The 15,583-nt window shown below is 74.8% G+C and carries 18 protein-coding genes; 8 read left to right on the forward strand and 10 right to left on the reverse strand.

Annotated features, from left to right (window positions below; all coding sequences use genetic code 11):
* Nucleotides 1–2: 2 nt before the first annotated feature.
* From AB0N29_RS01495 to idi, 6 genes are read right to left on the reverse strand one after another with little or no spacing between them, the layout of a single operon-like run.
* Nucleotides 3–311 carry a lycopene cyclase domain-containing protein gene (locus tag AB0N29_RS01495; protein WP_364863518.1) on the reverse strand — a complete coding sequence of 103 codons (309 nt, stop codon included), beginning with the start codon at nucleotides 309–311 and terminating at the stop codon, nucleotides 3–5.
* Nucleotides 308–652 carry a lycopene cyclase domain-containing protein gene (locus AB0N29_RS01500; RefSeq protein WP_364863520.1) on the reverse strand — a complete coding sequence of 115 codons (345 nt, stop codon included), beginning with the start codon at nucleotides 650–652 and terminating at the stop codon, nucleotides 308–310. Before AB0N29_RS01500 ends, AB0N29_RS01495 begins: the two co-directional genes overlap by 4 nt.
* The gene (gene crtI, locus AB0N29_RS01505; RefSeq protein WP_364863522.1) at nucleotides 649–2,256 is read right to left on the reverse strand and encodes a phytoene desaturase family protein; all 1,608 of its coding nucleotides are present in this window, start codon (nucleotides 2,254–2,256) and stop codon (nucleotides 649–651) included. Before crtI ends, AB0N29_RS01500 begins: the two co-directional genes overlap by 4 nt.
* A complete protein-coding gene (locus tag AB0N29_RS01510) occupies nucleotides 2,253–3,179 on the reverse strand; it encodes a squalene/phytoene synthase family protein (protein ID WP_364863524.1) in 927 nt (308 codons plus the stop codon). The genes crtI and AB0N29_RS01510 overlap by 4 nt, the downstream gene beginning before the upstream one ends.
* On the reverse strand, nucleotides 3,176–4,231 hold the full coding sequence (locus tag AB0N29_RS01515) for a polyprenyl synthetase family protein (RefSeq protein ID WP_364863526.1): 1,056 nt from the start codon (nucleotides 4,229–4,231) through the stop codon (nucleotides 3,176–3,178). The genes AB0N29_RS01510 and AB0N29_RS01515 overlap by 4 nt, the downstream gene beginning before the upstream one ends.
* Nucleotides 4,228–4,791, reverse strand: coding sequence for an isopentenyl-diphosphate Delta-isomerase (gene idi / locus AB0N29_RS01520; protein ID WP_364863528.1), 564 nt, complete (start codon nucleotides 4,789–4,791; stop codon nucleotides 4,228–4,230). Before idi ends, AB0N29_RS01515 begins: the two co-directional genes overlap by 4 nt.
* A 203-nt stretch (nucleotides 4,792–4,994) precedes the next feature.
* On the opposite strand from idi, the gene AB0N29_RS01525 reads away from it, so the two are divergent.
* Together AB0N29_RS01525 and AB0N29_RS01530 are read left to right on the forward strand one after the other, a co-directional pair.
* Nucleotides 4,995–6,401 (forward strand): amidase, encoded by a 1,407-nt coding sequence (locus AB0N29_RS01525; protein WP_364863530.1) that lies wholly within the window; start codon nucleotides 4,995–4,997, stop codon nucleotides 6,399–6,401.
* Nucleotides 6,398–7,267: an SDR family NAD(P)-dependent oxidoreductase gene (locus AB0N29_RS01530; RefSeq protein ID WP_364863532.1), complete on the forward strand. Its 870-nt coding sequence runs from the start codon at nucleotides 6,398–6,400 to the stop codon at nucleotides 7,265–7,267. Before AB0N29_RS01525 ends, AB0N29_RS01530 begins: the two co-directional genes overlap by 4 nt.
* Here the strand turns inward: AB0N29_RS01530 and AB0N29_RS01535 are convergent.
* The 3 genes from AB0N29_RS01535 to AB0N29_RS01545 form a co-directional block, all read right to left on the reverse strand.
* Nucleotides 7,264–7,629 carry a hypothetical protein gene (locus tag AB0N29_RS01535; RefSeq protein ID WP_364863534.1) on the reverse strand — a complete coding sequence of 122 codons (366 nt, stop codon included), beginning with the start codon at nucleotides 7,627–7,629 and terminating at the stop codon, nucleotides 7,264–7,266. The two genes, AB0N29_RS01530 and AB0N29_RS01535, sit on opposite strands and share 4 nt — an antisense overlap.
* Nucleotides 7,630–7,688: 59 nt before the next feature.
* Nucleotides 7,689–8,375: a hypothetical protein gene (locus tag AB0N29_RS01540; RefSeq protein WP_364863536.1), complete on the reverse strand. Its 687-nt coding sequence runs from the start codon at nucleotides 8,373–8,375 to the stop codon at nucleotides 7,689–7,691.
* A gap of 227 nt (nucleotides 8,376–8,602) precedes the next feature.
* Nucleotides 8,603–9,601 carry a Ku protein gene (locus AB0N29_RS01545; RefSeq protein WP_364863538.1) on the reverse strand — a complete coding sequence of 333 codons (999 nt, stop codon included), beginning with the start codon at nucleotides 9,599–9,601 and terminating at the stop codon, nucleotides 8,603–8,605.
* 17 nt (nucleotides 9,602–9,618) lie between these two features.
* On the opposite strand from AB0N29_RS01545, the gene ligD (AB0N29_RS01550) reads away from it, so the two are divergent.
* The 4 genes from ligD (AB0N29_RS01550) to AB0N29_RS01565 all read left to right on the forward strand — a co-directional run bounded on the left by ligD (AB0N29_RS01550) (nucleotide 9,619) and on the right by AB0N29_RS01565 (nucleotide 12,864).
* Nucleotides 9,619–10,563: a non-homologous end-joining DNA ligase gene (ligD, locus tag AB0N29_RS01550; protein ID WP_364863540.1), complete on the forward strand. Its 945-nt coding sequence runs from the start codon at nucleotides 9,619–9,621 to the stop codon at nucleotides 10,561–10,563.
* The gene (gene ligD / locus AB0N29_RS01555) at nucleotides 10,560–11,471 is read left to right on the forward strand and encodes a non-homologous end-joining DNA ligase (RefSeq protein ID WP_364863542.1); all 912 of its coding nucleotides are present in this window, start codon (nucleotides 10,560–10,562) and stop codon (nucleotides 11,469–11,471) included. The genes ligD (AB0N29_RS01550) and ligD (AB0N29_RS01555) overlap by 4 nt, the downstream gene beginning before the upstream one ends.
* Nucleotides 11,472–11,588: 117 nt before the next feature.
* On the forward strand, nucleotides 11,589–12,092 hold the full coding sequence (locus tag AB0N29_RS01560; protein WP_364863544.1) for a hypothetical protein: 504 nt from the start codon (nucleotides 11,589–11,591) through the stop codon (nucleotides 12,090–12,092).
* An 85-nt stretch (nucleotides 12,093–12,177) separates the two neighbouring features.
* Nucleotides 12,178–12,864, forward strand: coding sequence for a response regulator transcription factor (locus AB0N29_RS01565; protein ID WP_302270144.1), 687 nt, complete (start codon nucleotides 12,178–12,180; stop codon nucleotides 12,862–12,864).
* An 8-nt stretch (nucleotides 12,865–12,872) separates the two neighbouring features.
* Here the strand turns inward: AB0N29_RS01565 and AB0N29_RS01570 are convergent, their stop codons facing one another.
* Nucleotides 12,873–13,733, reverse strand: coding sequence for an alpha/beta hydrolase (locus AB0N29_RS01570; protein WP_364863547.1), 861 nt, complete (start codon nucleotides 13,731–13,733; stop codon nucleotides 12,873–12,875).
* Between the two features lie 99 nt (nucleotides 13,734–13,832).
* Here AB0N29_RS01570 and AB0N29_RS01575 point away from each other — a divergent pair, with 99 nt between their 5' ends.
* Both AB0N29_RS01575 and AB0N29_RS01580 read left to right on the forward strand, forming a co-directional pair.
* A complete protein-coding gene (locus tag AB0N29_RS01575) occupies nucleotides 13,833–14,768 on the forward strand; it encodes an ATP-binding cassette domain-containing protein (RefSeq protein ID WP_364863549.1) in 936 nt (311 codons plus the stop codon).
* Nucleotides 14,765–15,571 carry an ABC transporter permease gene (locus AB0N29_RS01580; RefSeq protein WP_364863551.1) on the forward strand — a complete coding sequence of 269 codons (807 nt, stop codon included), beginning with the start codon at nucleotides 14,765–14,767 and terminating at the stop codon, nucleotides 15,569–15,571. Before AB0N29_RS01575 ends, AB0N29_RS01580 begins: the two co-directional genes overlap by 4 nt.
* Nucleotides 15,572–15,583: the final 12 nt, after the last annotated feature.

A 15,583-nucleotide genomic window follows, 5' to 3' on the forward strand; every position in this document is an offset into this window, starting at 1 on the left:
GGTCACCGATCCTCCTCCTTCGACAGCAGGCTCCACAGGGCGGGCAGCGCCAGCACCGCGGCGAGCGGCCAGGCGAGGTCCTCGACCGGCGCCTTCCACAGCAGGAACGCCGGCTCCGCGCCCTCGCCGTAGCGGAACAGGTCGGCGATGATCATCAGGCTGTCGAAGACGACCGTGAGGACGAACAAGGCGGCGGCGGTCAGCGCGGTCGCCGCCCACCACGTGGGTCCCGGCCGGCGGCGCACCGCGGCGAGGACGAGGACGGCGGCGGCGAGGACGAGGAAGATCCCCGCGAGCCCGGCGTACGTCACGCGGCCTCCCGCGAGCGGGCGGACGGCCGGGCCAGCAGCAGCACGAAGAGCTGGTGCAGCACCATCGTGAGGTAGCAGAGGAACACGATGAAGAACAGCTCCTCCAGCGGCAGCTCGGGGGCCAGCTCGATCCCGGTCATCGCGTCGGACTCACCGCGGTGGTACATGTCGGCGCCGATCGCGATCAGGTCCCACACGAGGAACAGCACCGTCCCGGCGGCCACCACGGCGACGGCCCGCCCGGCGCGGCCGGGGCGGAAGAGGAACAGCCGCCACCTCCGGTCGACCAGCCCCATGCAGATGGTCGGGACGATGATCGAGAGGAGGTACAGGACGCTCACGCGGCCGGCCCCGGTGCCGGCTCGGGGGAGGGTCCGGTCGAGCGGTCGGCCCGCAGCCGCTTGAGCACCAGCTCGGCGGAGATCAGGCACATCGGCAGGCCGATCCCGGGCCGGGTGGCGTAGCCGGCGTAGAACAGCCCGTCGACCTTGCGGGAGACGTTCCCGGCGCGGAAGAAGGCGCTCTGCTTGAGCACGTGCCCGGGCCCGAGCGCGCCGCCCTGCCAGGAGCTCAGCTCGTCCTCGAAGTCGGCGGGGCCGATGGTGCGCCGCACCTCCACGCGCGCGGCCAGGTCCGGTACGCCGGCCCAGGTGGCGACCTGCTCGATGGCCGCGTCGACGGCCTTCTCGACCGCCGGGTCGCCGGCGCCGTCGGTGCCGCCGTGGCCGATGCCGGGGTCGGCCGGCACCGGGATGAGCACGAACAGGTTCTCCTTGCCGGCGGGAGCGACGGTGTCGTCGGTGGCGCTGGGACGGCACACGTAGATCGAGGCGGGGTCGGGCACCCGGCGGGTCGCGCCGAAGATGTCGTCGAAGTTCGCCCGCCAGTCGGTGGTGAAGAACAGCGAGTGGTGCGCCAGCTCGGGCAGCTCGCCGTCCACGCCGAGCAGCGCGAGCACGGCCCCGGGACCGGCGTCGCGCTTGGCCCACCACTGCTCGGGATAGGTCTGCAGGGAGCGGGGGAGCAGCCGGGTCTCGAGGTGGTGCAGGTCGGCCGCGCCGACGACGACGTCGGCGTCGAGCCGCTCCCGCGCGCCCGAGGGGTCGACGTACGACACCCCCTCGGCGACGGCGCGTCCGCGACCGGCGGGCCGGGTCCGGATCTCCTCGACCGTGCAGCCGGTGCGGATGCGCACACCGCGCTGCTCGGCCAGCCGCGCGATGGCCTCGATCAGCGTCGTGAACCCGCCCCGGGGGTAGAGCACCCCGTCGGCGAGGTCCATCCAGCTCATCAGGTGGTACATGCTCGGCGCCCGCTCCGGCGAGGTCCCGAGGAAGACCGCGGGGTAGCCCAGGACCTGGCGCAGCCGCGGGTCCTCGAAGCGGGCGGCGACGTGGCTCTCCAGCGACCGCGTGAGCAGTCCGGACAGCCGGGGCCCGTTGCGCAGGACGCCGGCGCTCAGCAGCGAGGCGCTGGACTCGAAGCTGGTGTAGAGGAACTGCTGCACCGCGAGGTCGTAGACGTGCCGTGCGGAGTCGAGGTACGCCGCGAGCGCGTCGCCGGCGCCCGGCTGCACGGACTCGAAGAGCGCGATGTTGGCGTCGCGGTCGGCGGCGACGTCCAGGTGCTCGTCACGGTCCTGGAAGAAGACGCGGTAGCCGGGGTCGAGCCGCACCAGGTCCAGCTCCTCGGCCGCGCTCGTGCCGAGCATGGCGAAGAAGTGCTCGAAGACCTCCGGCATGAGGTACCACGACGGCCCGGTGTCGAAGCGGAAGCCGTCGGCCTCCCAAGAGCCCGCCCGGCCGCCGACCTCGTCCCGCTGCTCGAGCAGGTCGACCGACCAGCCGTCCGCGGCCAGCAGCGCCGCCGTGGCCAGGCCGGTGATCCCGCCGCCGATGACGACGGCGGTGCCGGGCGTCGCCGCGGACCCGCCCCGCGCGCTCATCGCGAGCCCCGGACGAGCGTGCGGGCCACGACGCGGGCCTTGGCCGGACCCGGCACGCGCACCCGCTCGGTGCGGATGCGCTCGGCCGGGGTGGCGCGGAGCCGGACGCAGAGCTCGGCGAAGAGCCCGTGCGCGAGCAGCACCGCGTTGCGGCAGCCGGCCGGCAGGTGGGGGATGGCCGCGGCGGCCGCGTCGAGGTCGGCCTCGATGTCGGCGAGCAGCAGGTCGCGGGTGCGGTCGTCGAGGTCGGTCGGGTCCAGGCCGGGGAAGTAGTGCCGGCCGAGGTCCCCGTCGTCGGCCGCGATGTCGCGCAGGAAGTTCACCTTCTGGAACGCCGCGCCGAGGCGCCGCGCCCCGGGCGTGAGGCGGTCGTACGTCGCGTCCGCGTCGGGCTGGCCGGCGAGGAACGCGCGCAGGCACATCAGCCCGACGACCTCGGCGGAGCCGTAGACGTAGCGGGCGAAGGACTCCTCGTCGTGCTCGCCGCGGAAGAGGTCGGTGCGCATGGACTCGAAGAACGGGTCGACCAGCGACCGGTCGATGCCGCAGGTGCGGGCGGTGCGCCCGAATGCGTGCACCACCAGGTTGGCGCTGTGCCCGCTGGTCATGGCGGAGCGGACGTCGGCCTCGAGCGCGTCGAGCACCCGGGCCTGGTGGGCGCGGGTGCCGTCGGGGCGCGGCGCGTCGACGACCTCGTCGGCGACGCGGACCATCGCGTAGACGTTGCGGACGTGGGTGCGGACCGGCTCCGCGAGCAGACGCGTGGCCAGCCCGAAGGAGGAGGAGTAGCGCTTGATGACGACCGCCGAGGCGGCCTCCGCCACCCGGTCGTAGTCGTCGGCCGGGCTGCCCGGCGGGCTGCCGGCCGCGGGGGTGGGCCGGTGCTCCTCGGAGCCGCCCGGGCTGCGCTCCATCGCGGTCATGCTGCTCCTCGGGTCAGGTTCTGGGACATGTCGCCCACCCAGGCGACCAGCTCCGCGGGGAGGCCGAGCTCGGCCGTCTGCTCGGTGGCGGCCGCGACGTAGCCGGCGGCGAGGTCCTCCACGAACCCCCGGGAGCCGCCGGACTCCAGGGCGCGGCGCACCTCGGCGGCGGCGTCGGGGGTGAGGTCCGGGTCGCCGAGGTGGCGGCGGACGACCGGCCAGGCCGAGGTGGTGCGGGCGTGGACGACCAGCGGCGTGCGCTTGCCCTCGCGCAGGTCGCCCAGCGCCGACTTGCCGGTGCGGTCGGGGTCGCCGAAGACGCCCTGGACGTCGTCGAGGAGCTGGTAGGCCAGGCCCAGCTGGCGACCGACCCGGCCGAGCCCCAGCACGACCGCCTCGTCGGCGTCGGCGAGCACCGCGCCGTACTGCAGGGGCAGCTCGAAGGAGTAGACGGCCGTCTTGTGCTCCTCCATCGTCAGCACGTCGGCCAGTGACGGCTCCGCGAGGCCCATCGAGAACCGGACGTCGGCCAGCTCGCCGGCGGCGGAGATCCGCAGCGCGCAGTCGAGGAGGTCGAGCAGGCGGCCGACGGTCGCCGGGGGAGCGGGAGCGGTGGCGACCGCGCGCACGGCGGCGGCGAGCGCGAGGTCGCCGGTGAGCACGGCGCCCGCGAGCGCGTAGGCGTCGGCGGCCTCGGGCGAGGCGCCGGCGCGCTCGGCGTGGGTGCGGAAGGTGCCCGGGGCGCTGGGCCGGCCGCGTCGGGTCTCGTCACCGTCGATCACGTCGTCGTGGACGACGAAGGCGGTGTGGAGCAGCTCGATCGCCGCCGCGACGGGGGGTACGGCGTCGGGCCGGCGCCCGCCGAGCAGCCGGTGCACCGACTCCACCAGCCGCGGGCGGAACTGCTTGCCCCCGACCGTCGCGTCGGCCAGCGCCCGGCCGAGTGCGGCCTCGTCGGGACCCGGGGCGGCGTCGAGGGGCGGCGCGAGCTGGTCGTCGACCGCGCGGCGCACCCAGTCGTCGGCAGGACCCGCGGCGTCGGCTCCGGTCATGGCCGCGCCCCGACCTGGCTCGCGAACCAGCCGGCCGCCTCGAGCTCGGCGGCCTGCTCCCGCAGCCACGGGCTGAGCGCCCACGGCGCGGCCGCCAGGGCGGCGCGGAGCTCCTCGAGGGACAGCCAGCGGCTCTCCTCGACCTCGTCGGGGTGGTGCCGGGGGAGGCCGTCGGTGCGGGCGGAGTAGACCGGGCACAGCTCGTTCTCGACGATGCCGCCCGGGTCGACCGCGCGGTAGCGGAACTCCGGCAGCACGCAGCGCACGTCGGTGAGCTCGAGGCCCAGCTCGTGCTCGGCGTACCGGTGGACGGTCGCGACGGGGTCCTCGCCGGGACGGGGGTGGCCGCAGAAGGAGTTGGTCCAGACGCCCGGCCAGGTGCGCTTGGTGACCGCGCGCCGGGTCACCAGCACCCGGCCCTCCCCGTCGAGCACGTAGCAGGAGAACGCCAGGTGCAGGGGGGTGTCGGTGGTGTGCACGGTGGCTCGGGGCGCGGTCCCGCAGGGATGCCCCTCGTCGTCCAGCAGCACCACGAGATCAGGGGTCGCGGACACCGTCACCGTCCTCCCCTGTCGTGCAGCCGCGGGTGCTGCGTCGTGTGTGTGCACGCGTCCGTGCGTCCTCCCCGTTACCCGAGCCCGCCCGGGCTCATGCGTTCGGGTGAGGCGACCGGACGCTCCTCCCGCGGCGGTTCGGAGCCGCGCGCGGAGCGGTTTGGTCACCGGGCACCAGTGTGTCGCACGACACCCCTAGGCTGCCCGCCGTGGACGATCTGACGACGGCCGGCGTGGCCGAGACGGTGCGGTTGACGACGAGCGGCGAGGTGACGGCGCGGGCTGTGGTCGACGCGGCCCTGGCGCGGATCGGCGAGCGCGACCCCGCACTGAACGCCGTCTCCCAGCTGGTCGCCGACCGTGCTCGTGCCGACGCCGACCGGCTCGACGCGGCCCGGACCGCGGGCGCGGCGGCCGGTCCGCTGCACGGCGTGCCGGTGGTGATCAAGGAGGAGCTCGCGGTCGAGGGCCTCGTGACCACCTTCGGCGGCGAGGGCAACTCCACCCCGGCCGCCGCGGACGCGGAGGTGGTGCGCCGGCTGCGGGCCGCCGGTGCGGTCGTGGTGGCGACCACGACGATGCCCGAGTTCGGGGCGTGGCCCTACACCGAGTCCTCCTCGCGCGGCTACACCCGCAACCCGTGGGACCGCACCCGCACGCCCGGCGGCTCGAGCGGCGGCACGGCGGCGGCCGTGGCGAGCGGGATGGTCCCGGTCGGCATGGGCGGGGACGGCGGCGGCTCGATCCGCATCCCGAGCGCCAGCTGCGGTCTCTTCGGCCTCAAGCCGCAGCGCGGCCGGGTCACCTCCGCGCCCTGGGACCAGCTGTGGTGGGCGCTCGGCACGGCCGGTCCGCTCGCGCGCACGGTCCTCGACAGCGCGCTGGTGTACGACGTCGTCCGCGGCCACACCGACGGCGACCGCTGGCGCGCGAGGGGAACCGGCTCGTTCGCCGAGGCGGCCGGCCGGGAGCCCGGCCGGCTGCGGATCGGCTGGACCACCAGGCCGGTGACCCTCGGCGTGCGCCCCGACCCCGTCCACGTGCGCGCGGTGCACGACACCGCCCGGCTGCTCACCGACCTCGGCCACGACGTGCGCGAGGTGGACCCGCGCTACCCCGACCCCACCGCCGCGTTCGTCCCGCAGTTCTTCGGCGGCATCCGCGACGAGGCCGACGGGGTCGAGCACTTCTCCCGCCTCGAGCGGCGCACCCGCGAGACCTACCGGATCGGCTCGTGGGTGACCCCGAAGGTGCTCGAGTGGGCGCTGCGGCAGACCGAGAAGGTCTCGGCGAGGGCCAACCGGGTCTTCGACGACGTCGACGTGCTGCTCACACCGGCGGTCGCCCACCGCCCGGTACCGGTCGGGGTCCTCGACGGGAAGGGCACGGTGCGCTCGGCGCTGGCCGCGATGCCCGCCATCGCCTACGCCGCGCTGTGGAACGTCGCGGGCAACCCCGCGGCGGCGGTGCCGTGCGGCCCGGCGGCCGACGGCCTGCCGGTCGGCGTGCAGCTCGTCGGCCGCACCGACGACGAGCCCACGCTGCTGTCGCTGTCGGCCCAGGTCGAGGCGGCCCGCCCCTGGCCGCTCGTCGCGCCTGCGTACGCGACCGCATGAGCCTGCTGCTCCAGGCACCGGCGGCGCTCGCGCGCCGGGCGCTGCGCCGGCCGAGCCCGCTCGCCGGCCGCACCGTGCTGGTGACCGGCGCCAGCTCCGGGATCGGCGAGGCGACGGCGTACGCCGTCGCGGAGCGGGGCGCCCGTGTCCTGCTCGTCGCCCGCCGCGCCGAGGAGCTCGAGCGGGTCCGCGCCCGGATCGGGCCGGCGGCCGCGGCGTACCCCTGCGACCTGACCGACGGCGACGCCGTGGATGCGCTCGTCGAGCAGGTCCTGGCCGAGCACGGCGCGGTGGACTACCTGGTCAACAATGCCGGCCGCTCGATCCGCCGGAGCCTGGCGCTGTCCTACGACCGCTTCCACGACGTGGAGCGGACGATGGCGGTCAACTTCCTCGGGCCGGTGCGGCTGACCCTCGGGCTGCTGCCCGCGATGCGCGAGCAGCGGTTCGGCCACGTGGTGAACGTCGTGACGTGGGGCGTGCAGGTCAAGGCGCCGAAGTTCTCCGCCTACATCGCCTCCAAGACCGCGCTCGACACCTGGAGCCGGATCGCCGGGCGCGAGACGTTCTTCGAGAACGTCACCTTCACCAACATGCGGTTCTCGCTGGTGCGGACCCCGATGACCGCACCCACCGAGGCGTACGCCGGCCGCGGCGCCACCCCCGCGCAGGCCGCCGCGCGGGTCGTCCGGGCGCTCGAGGACCGTCCGCTCACCGTCGGGACGGTCGCCGGGGCGCTCGGCGAGGTCGTCAACGTGGTCGCGCCTCGCGCCAGCGACGCCCTGCTGGCGACCCTGGACCGCGTCTTCGCCGACTCCGCGGCGGCCCGGGGCACGCCCGGGCCGGAGGGCCGGTCCGCTGGCTAGTTGCCGTAAGAGAAGCGGAGGTCGGCGAAGAGCAGCCGGTTGACCCGCTTGCGCAGGTGGCCGACGGTCGCCTCGGTCGGCAGCGGGTGCGGGGACAGGTGGGTGAACCGCAGCCGGGTGTCCCCGCCGGGGGCTGCGCCGGTCTCGAGCAGGATCCGGTCGTCGGGCCGGTGCGGCCACAGCGTCGACCACACCAGGCTGCTGGGCTCGTGGGCCTCGAGCACCTGCGGCACCACCTCGTCCGCGAGCAGCGCCGGGGCCAGCCACGGCCGGGTGCGAGGCTCGTCGGGCACGGCGAGGGAGCGCCACACCACGTGCGGCGGGGCGGGGAGCCTCTGGGCCCGCGTGCCGATGACCTCCACGGCCCCGACGGTAGGCGCCGGCCGACCGGAGGGCGAGCGGATTGCCCGGCGCGGGTGGGTCAGGCGGCGCGGGCGAGGGCGATGCGACCGGCGGCGTCGGCCGTGGCCTGGTGCAGGGCGGTGCGGGCGGCCTCGAGCGCTGCCGCGGGGCCGGCGTCGTCGACCCCGGCCAGACCGGCGTGGACGACCACGGCCCGGCCACCGCCGGCGACCGGTCGCGCACCGACGAGGCCGCTCATGCGCCGCCACGCGACCGGCAGGGAGACCCCGGCCAGCACGACGAGCAGGTGGTCGTCGTCGACCTGCACCAGCTGGTCGCCGTCCCGCAGCGCCGCGGTGGCCCGCGCGACGAGGTCGCCGGCGCCGCCGGGACCCCCACCTCCGCTGCGGCGCAGCAGGCACAGCGCGTCGCCGGCCCGCACCGGCGCGGTGCACAGCTCGAGCTCGGAGCCGGTGGACCGTTGCGCCGGGCCGGGGTCCTCGGAGGCGGGCGGCACCAGGGTGGCGAGGAGGTGGGCCAGCTCGGTCAGCGTCGCCCGCTGCAGCGCGACGTGGGACCCGGTGTGCTCCTCGCTGCCGGCCGGCGCGTTCACGGCGTACACCTCGAGGGCCACCATGGCCCGCTCCACCAGCCGCTGCGCCTCCGCGACCGTCCCCGCCCCGGACGCTCCGCGGAGGGCCTGGTTGGCCAGCGCCCACGTGGTCAGCAGGGCGGTCGGCCGGGGGTGGTCGGCGAGGGGTTCCATGGGCGGGCTCCCGCTTTCTCTGCGACGGGCGTGGGTGCCAGGCCATCGGCCGGAGGCGCCCCCGCCTGAGGGGTGCGGACCGGTTTGTGACCCGGGCCACTCCACCGGGCTGGACCGGCCGTCGTGCCGGTCCATCAAGGGATGTCGACGAGCTCTCGCCTCCCCGTGCGAGCTCACCCGGGGGAGTGGCGGGAGGCCTGCATCCCTTGATGAGTCGGCGGCCCGGGTCAGCTCGCCTTCTTCGCCGCCGCCTTCTTGGTCGTGCTCTTCTTGGCGGCGGTCTTCTTCGCAGCGGCCTTCTTGGCGGGAGCCTTCTTCGCCGGGGTCTTCTTGGCGGACGACGAGGAGGACTTCTTGGCCGGCTTCTCCTCGGCCCCGTCGTCGGCCGAGTCGGAGTCAGAGTCGGCGTCGGCGTCGGCCTGGTCCTCGTCGGAGGCCCGCGGTGCTGCCTCGCCGCGGGCGGTCTTCGCGGCGTCGACGGAGCGCTGCAGCGCGGCGAGGAGGTCGACGACCTCGCCGGAGGACTTGGTGGAGGTGGGGGTCCGCTTGACCTCGCCGCCCTCGATCTTGGTCTTCACCAGGGCCTCGACGGCCTCGGCGTAGTCGTCCTCGAACTCCGCGGGGTCGAAGTCGCCGGCGAGAGTCTCGACGAGCATCCGGGCCATCTTCACCTCGGCGGCCTTGACCTCGCCGGTCTCGACGCTGAAGTCGGGCTCGCGGACCTCGTCGGGCCACATCATCGTCTGCAGCACGATCACGTCGTCGCGCACGCGGAGCACCGCGACGGTGGTGCGCTGGCGCAGCGCGACGGTGACGACGGCCATCCGGTCGGCCTCGAGGAGCGCCTGGCGCAGCAGCGCGTAGGGCTTGGCCCCGGACTTCTCCGGCTCGAGGTAGTAGCTCTTCTCGAACAGCATCGGGTCGATCTGGTCCGAGGGCACGAACTTCTCGACCGCGATCTCGCGCGAGGAGGTCGAGGGCAGCTCGGCGAGGTCGTCCTCGTCGAGGATGACCATTTCGCCGTCCTCGGTCTCGTAGCCCTTGGCGATGTCGGAGTAGGCCACCTCCTCGCCGTCGATCGAGCAGACCCGCTGGTACTTGATCCGCCCGCCGTCCTTGGCGTGCACCTGCCGGAAGGACACGTCGTGCGACTCGGTCGCGGCGTACAGCTTGACCGGCACGCTGACCAGGCCGAAGGACACCGCACCCTTCCAGATCGCTCGCATGGGGTAAGGATGGCCCCATGCGCCCCATGCTCGCCACCAAGGGCACGTCGGTGCCGCCCGGGGAGGAGTGGGCGCACGAGGTGAAGTGGGACGGCGTGCGCGTGCTCGCCGACGTCACCCGCGAGGGCCGGACCCGGTTCACCTCGCGCAACGACAACGACGTCACGCCGGCCTGGCCGGACCTCGCCGAGCCGCCCCTGGGCGGGCGCGACCTGCTGGTCGACGGCGAGGTGATCGCGCTGAACGAGCTGGGGCTGCCGGACTTCCGGATCCTCCAGGACCGGATGCACGTCCGGAAGGCGACCACGGCGGCGCGGCTGGCGGACCGGGTGCCGGCCACGTTCATGGTCTTCGACCTGCTCCGCCTCGACGGCGAGGACCTCACCGACCGCCCGCTGGTCGAGCGGCGCGCCCGCCTCACCGACCTCGGGCTGACCGGCTGGCAGGTCCCCGCGTCGTACGACGACGGGGCGATGCTGCTCGACGCGACCTACCAGCAGGGGCTCGAGGGGATCGTCAGCAAGCGGCTCTCGAGCCGGTACACCCCGGGCCTCCGCACGCCGCACTGGCTGAAGTTCGCCCACCGGCACCGGCTGTCCTACGTCGTGGGCGGTTGGCGGCCGACCGAGGGCACCGACCGGCTGGGGGCGCTGCTCGTGGGGGAGCCGACCGCGGACGGCCTGCTCTACCGGGGCCGGGTCGGCAGCGGCATCGGCGGGCGGGCGAGCGCGGCGCTGGCCGAGGCGCTGGGGCCGTACGCGCGCGGCGCCAGCCCGTTCGCCGACGAGGTCCCGCGCGTGGACGCCCGGGGCACGCACTGGGTCAAGCCGGTGCTCGTCGTCGACGTGGACACCCACCACACCTCGCGGGCCCAGCGCCTGCGCCAGCCGTCGTACCAGGGCCTGCGGACCGACCTCTCGGTCGCGGACCTCCTCGTCGACCCGCAGGGGGAGGGACATTGAGCCCGGCCAAGGAGGAGGTCACCGTCGAGGTCGACGGGCGGCGGTTGCGGATCAGCAGCCTGGACAAGGTGCTCTACCCGGCGACGGGGACGACCAAGGGGGAGGTGCTGCACTACTACGCGCAGGTCGCGCCGGTGATGCTGCCGCACCTGGCCGAGCGGGCCGTGACCCGCATCCGGTGGCCGCACGGGGTGCAGGAGGGCAGCTTCTACGAGAAGAACGCGCCCGCGGGCACCCCCTCGTGGGTGCGCACCGCCAGCGTCCCGACCACCGGCAGCCGCGGCACCTCGCGGCACGGCGACAAGCTGGTGTTCCCGGTCGTCGAGGACCTCGCGACGCTGACCTGGCTGGTCAACCTCGCCGCCCTCGAGCTGCACGTGCACCAGTGGACCGTGGGCCGCAACGGCCGCCCGCGCAACGCGGACCGGCTCGTGATCGACCTCGACCCCGGCGAGCCGGCCGGGCTGCACGAGTGCTGCCAGGTGGCGCTGATGGTGCGCGACGCGCTGGCCGAGCGCGACCTGGACTGCAAGCCGGTCACCAGCGGCAGCAAGGGCCTGCACCTCTACGCCGACCTGCCGGGCCGGATGCGCTCGGAGGACTCCACCGCCCTGGCCAAGGAGGTCGCGGAGGCGCTGCAGAAGCAGCACCCGTCGCTGGTGACCGCCACCATGACCAAGGCCCGCCGGTCGGGCAAGGTCTTCCTCGACTGGTCGCAGAACGCCGCCTCCAAGACCACCGTGTCGCCCTACTCCCTGCGCGGGCGGGAGCGGCCCACGGTCGCCACGCCGGTCACCTGGGTGGAGGTCGAGGAGGGCGCCGAGGACGAGGAGGGCCTGCGGCAGTTCCGGTACGACGAGGTGCTCGACCGGGTCGCGGACCTGGGGGACCTCTTCGCCCGGGGGTGACCCGGGCGGCTGCCGGCCGGTGTTACCGATCTGTGGGGCCGTCGAGGGGGCGGTGTTCACGCGGCGTGCCAGCGCCCCTCCTAGCGTTGCCGGGATGGCTGAGCGAGGGGTGCGACGATGACGGCGACGAGCCTGCGGCAGCTCCTGCTGCGGCCCCGCCTCGTGGCGCCGGTCCTCACCGTCGCGGCCGCCGGGGGCCTGGGGGTCCTCTCGGGCATGCCGCTCAGCACCGCCACCGACGACGGCTCCGGGGTCGCGCTCGCCGCGGCCGACAGCCGCAGCGCGACGCTGACCGTGACCGACCTCGAGCCGGGGGGCCAGGTCACCCGCACGGTCACGATCGCCAACGACGTCGCCGAGCAGGCGCGGCTGACCTTCACCGAGACCGGCGCCCCCGCGGGGTACGCCGACGGGCGGCTGGAGCTGCGGATCGAGGACGACGGCCGGGAGGTGTACGACGGCCCGTTCGGCGGGCTGGGCGACTACCCGCTCGACATGGGGTGGCTGGAGGCCGGCGGCTCGGCGACGTACACCTTCACCGTCTCGCTGCCCGACGACGCGCCCCTCGTGCCCGCGGGGACGCAGTCCGCGACCGCGTCGTACTCCTGGGTGACCGGCTAGCGCCGTCCGCAGGCCCCCGGCCGGGCCCGGCCCTGTTGGAACGACTCCCGGACGTCCTCGACGCCCGGGCCCTATGCTCTGTGCCATGGGACACCGGGTTCTGGTCGTCGAGGACGAGGAGGACATCGCCTTTCCCCTCGTCCGGACGCTGGAGCGCGAGGGCTACGAGGTCGGCTGGGTCGACACGGGCGAGAAGGCCCTGGCCGAGCTGGAGGGCCGTCCGGCCGACGTGGTCATCCTCGACCTCGGCCTGCCCGACGTCGACGGGCTCGAGGTGTGCCGCCGGGCGCGCGAGGCCGGGTACGACGGCGCCATCATGATCGTCACCGCGCGGGCCGGTGAGCTGGACCGGGTGGTCGGGCTGGACTACGGCGCCGACGACTACCTCTCCAAGCCGTTCGGCCTCGCCGAGCTGCAGGCGCGGGTGCGGGCGCTGCTGCGCCGCACCGCCGGCGCGCGCGACACCGCGCCGGTCGACGGCGTGCTGCGCATCGACGTCGCCGCCCGCCGCGTCTACTCCGGCGAGGACGAGGTGCCGCTGACCGGCAAGGAGTTCGACGTCCTCAGCATCCTCGCCGCCAACCGCGACAAGGTCGTCTCCCGCGGGCGCCTGATGGCCGACGTGTGGGACGAGAACTGGTACGGGTCGACCAAGACGCTCGACGTCACCATCGGCCGGCTGCGCCAGAAGCTGGAGAGCCAGGGCGTCTCGGACCGCGTCGTGGCCGTGCGCGGCGTCGGCTTCCGCCTCGAGGGCGCCGTCGAGTCCTGAGCCCCGGCTCAGGACCCCAGGAAGTCGACCACCAGCCGGCCGACCTCGTCGGGCCGTTCGAGCTGCAGGAAGTGCCCGGCGCCCTCGACGAGCACGGCGCCGGCGCGGGCCGCGATCCGCGGGTCCAGGCAGCCGTCCCGGGCGCCGTGCAGCGCCAGGGCGGGCACCGTCGGCGTGCCGGTCCAGGTGCGGTGCCAGTCGCGGTACGCCGCCTCCACCCGCCACGGTCGGGCCACGGCCCGGTAGTAGCCGAGCGCGGCCGACCGGTGCGCGGGCTCCCGCAGCGACGCCAGCACGTGGGCGACGTCCTCGCGCGCGTCGTACCCCGGCGACCAGGCGGCCCACAGGTGCCGCACCAGCCGCTCGAAGGTGCGCTCGGGCAGCACCGGCAGCTGGTTGAACAGCGTGTACCAGCTCATCCGCGCCTGCCGGGCGAGCACGACCGGACCGTTGCCGGCCATCGCCCGCAGCGGCGGGACGGCCATCGTGACCACGCGGGAGTACGGCGACGCCGGGTGCGCCCCCAGCGCGTTGGCCGTGATCGCGCCCCAGTCGTGGCCGACCAGCACCGCGCGGTCGTCGCCGCCGAGCGCCTCGTGCACGCCGACCGCGTCCGCCGCCAGCGCGGCGACGTGGAGGTCCCCGTCTCGGGGGACCCCGGACGGGGCGCAGCCGCGGGTGTGCGGCGCGACCACCCGCCAGCCGTGCCCGGCGAGCAGCGGGCCGAGGTGGCGCCAGGTCCACGCCGTGTCGGGGAACCCGTGCAGCAGCACCGCCAGCGGGCCGTCGGCCGGTCCCCACGCCAGGCAGGACAGCGTCACCGCGGGCAGCCGGACCTCGAGCGTCTCCGGCTGCGGGTCGGGGGTCACGCGCCCCAGGCTAGGGGTCACCCCGGGGTCGCGGGTCAGGGTCGCGTCCGAGCCGCTCCCCGATGTGCGGGGGGTCCGTGCGGGTCGAGGCTGAGGACCATGATCGAAGTCCAGGAGCTCACCAAGGTCTACGGCGGCTTCCGGGCCGTCGACGACGTCACCTTCACCGCCGAGGCGGGCCGGGTCACCGGCTTCCTCGGCCCCAACGGCGCCGGGAAGTCCACCACCATGCGCGTCATGGTCGGGCTGACCCCGCCGACCAGCGGGTCCGTCACGGTCGACGGCCGCCGCTTCTCCGACCTCCCCAACCCCGGCCTCGAGGTGGGCGTCCTGCTCGACGCCTCGGCCCAGCACGCCGGCCGCACCGGCCGCGAGATCCTCACCCTCGCCCAGGAGACCATGGGCCTCCCGCGGCAGCGGGTCGACGAGATGCTCGAGCTGGTCAGCCTGACCCCGGCCGAGTCGCGGCGGCGGGTCAAGGACTACTCCCTCGGGATGCGCCAGCGTCTCGGGATCGCGACCGCCCTCATCGGAGACCCGCGCGTGCTCGTCCTCGACGAGCCGGCCAACGGCCTCGACCCGGCGGGCATCCGATGGATGCGCGACCTGCTGCGCGGGTACGCCGACCGCGGCGGCACCGTGCTGCTCTCCTCCCACCTGCTGCACGAGATCGAGGTGGTCGCCGACGACCTCGTCGTCATCGGCCAGGGCCGGATCGTCGCCCAGGGCACCAAGGCGGCGCTGCTCGCCTCCGCCGGCACCCTGGTCCGGGCGCACGCGGTCGACGGCCTGGCCCGCGCGCTGACCGGCTCCGGGCTGACCGTCACCGCCGCCGGGTCGGGCGCCCTGCGCGTCGACGCCGACAGCGAGGTGGTCGGCAAGGTCGCCCAGTCCGCCGGCGTACCCCTCCTCGAGCTGCGCGCCGCCGACGGCGCCGGCCTGGAGGAGATGTTCCTCGAGCTCACGGCGGACACCGCCCGCGAGACCACCCCCACCACCAGCACTGCCGGCAGCAACGAAGGAGCAGCAGCATGAGCGCCGTGACCGTGGACCGCCCCGCCGTCCGCACCCCCGACCGACCGGCGCCCGCGCCGATCCCGATGACGCGGCTGGCGAAGGTCGAGCTGCGCAAGATGTTCGACACCCGCTCCGGCTTCTGGCTGATGGCGAGCATCGTCATCCTGTCCGTGCTCGCCACCGCCGCCACCGTCATCTTCGCGCCCGACTCGGCGATCACCTACGAGTCGTTCGCGGCGGCCATCGGCTTCCCGATGTCGGTGATCCTGCCGATCATCGCGATCCTCTCGGTCACGGGGGAGTGGAGCCAGCGCAACGGCCTCACGACGTTCACCCTGGTCCCGAGCCGCGGGCGCGTCATCTGGGCCAAGGCCCTGGTCGCGGTGGCCGTCGCGGTCGTCTCGATGGTCATCGCGGCGCTCGTCGGGGTCCTGGGCAACCTGCTGGGCTCGGCGATCAACGGCACCGACCCGGTCTGGGACGTCTCCGCGACCGCGCTGGCCCAGATCTTCCTCGCCAACGTGCTCGGGCTGCTCGTCGGCTTCATGCTCGGCGTCGTCATCCGGTCCTCGGCGCCCGCGATCGTCGGGTACTTCATCTACTCCGCGCTGCTGCCGACCGTCTTCGGGATGCTCGCCGCGTTCCAGGACTGGTTCGCCGACCTGCAGCCCTGGGTCGACTTCAACTACGCCCAGACCGCCCTCTTCGAGGAGGTGATGACCGGCGAGCAGTGGACCCAGCTGGCCGTCACCGGCCTGGTCTGGCTCGTCCTGCCGATCGCGTACGGCGTGTGGCGGGTGCTGCGCAGCGAGGTGAAGTGACACCCTCCTGCT

Source organism: Nocardioides sp. NPDC092400 (assembly GCF_040684155.1).
Taxonomy (GTDB): domain Bacteria; phylum Actinomycetota; class Actinomycetes; order Propionibacteriales; family Nocardioidaceae; genus Nocardioides.

Coding starts and splice junctions, on each gene's coding strand:
- crtI (WP_364863522.1), bottom strand. CDS start 2,256: ATGAGCGCGCGGGGCGGGTCCGCGGCGACGCCCGGCACCGCCGTCGTC.
- AB0N29_RS01560 (WP_364863544.1), top strand. CDS start 11,589: ATGACGGCGACGAGCCTGCGGCAGCTCCTGCTGCGGCCCCGCCTCGTG.
- AB0N29_RS01530 (WP_364863532.1), top strand. CDS start 6,398: ATGAGCCTGCTGCTCCAGGCACCGGCGGCGCTCGCGCGCCGGGCGCTG.
- ligD (WP_364863540.1), top strand. CDS start 9,619: ATGCGCCCCATGCTCGCCACCAAGGGCACGTCGGTGCCGCCCGGGGAG.
- AB0N29_RS01510 (WP_364863524.1), bottom strand. CDS start 3,179: ATGACCGCGATGGAGCGCAGCCCGGGCGGCTCCGAGGAGCACCGGCCC.
- AB0N29_RS01540 (WP_364863536.1), bottom strand. CDS start 8,375: ATGGAACCCCTCGCCGACCACCCCCGGCCGACCGCCCTGCTGACCACG.
- AB0N29_RS01565 (WP_302270144.1), top strand. CDS start 12,178: ATGGGACACCGGGTTCTGGTCGTCGAGGACGAGGAGGACATCGCCTTT.
- AB0N29_RS01575 (WP_364863549.1), top strand. CDS start 13,833: ATGATCGAAGTCCAGGAGCTCACCAAGGTCTACGGCGGCTTCCGGGCC.
- AB0N29_RS01580 (WP_364863551.1), top strand. CDS start 14,765: ATGAGCGCCGTGACCGTGGACCGCCCCGCCGTCCGCACCCCCGACCGA.
- AB0N29_RS01515 (WP_364863526.1), bottom strand. CDS start 4,231: ATGACCGGAGCCGACGCCGCGGGTCCTGCCGACGACTGGGTGCGCCGC.
- AB0N29_RS01545 (WP_364863538.1), bottom strand. CDS start 9,601: ATGCGAGCGATCTGGAAGGGTGCGGTGTCCTTCGGCCTGGTCAGCGTG.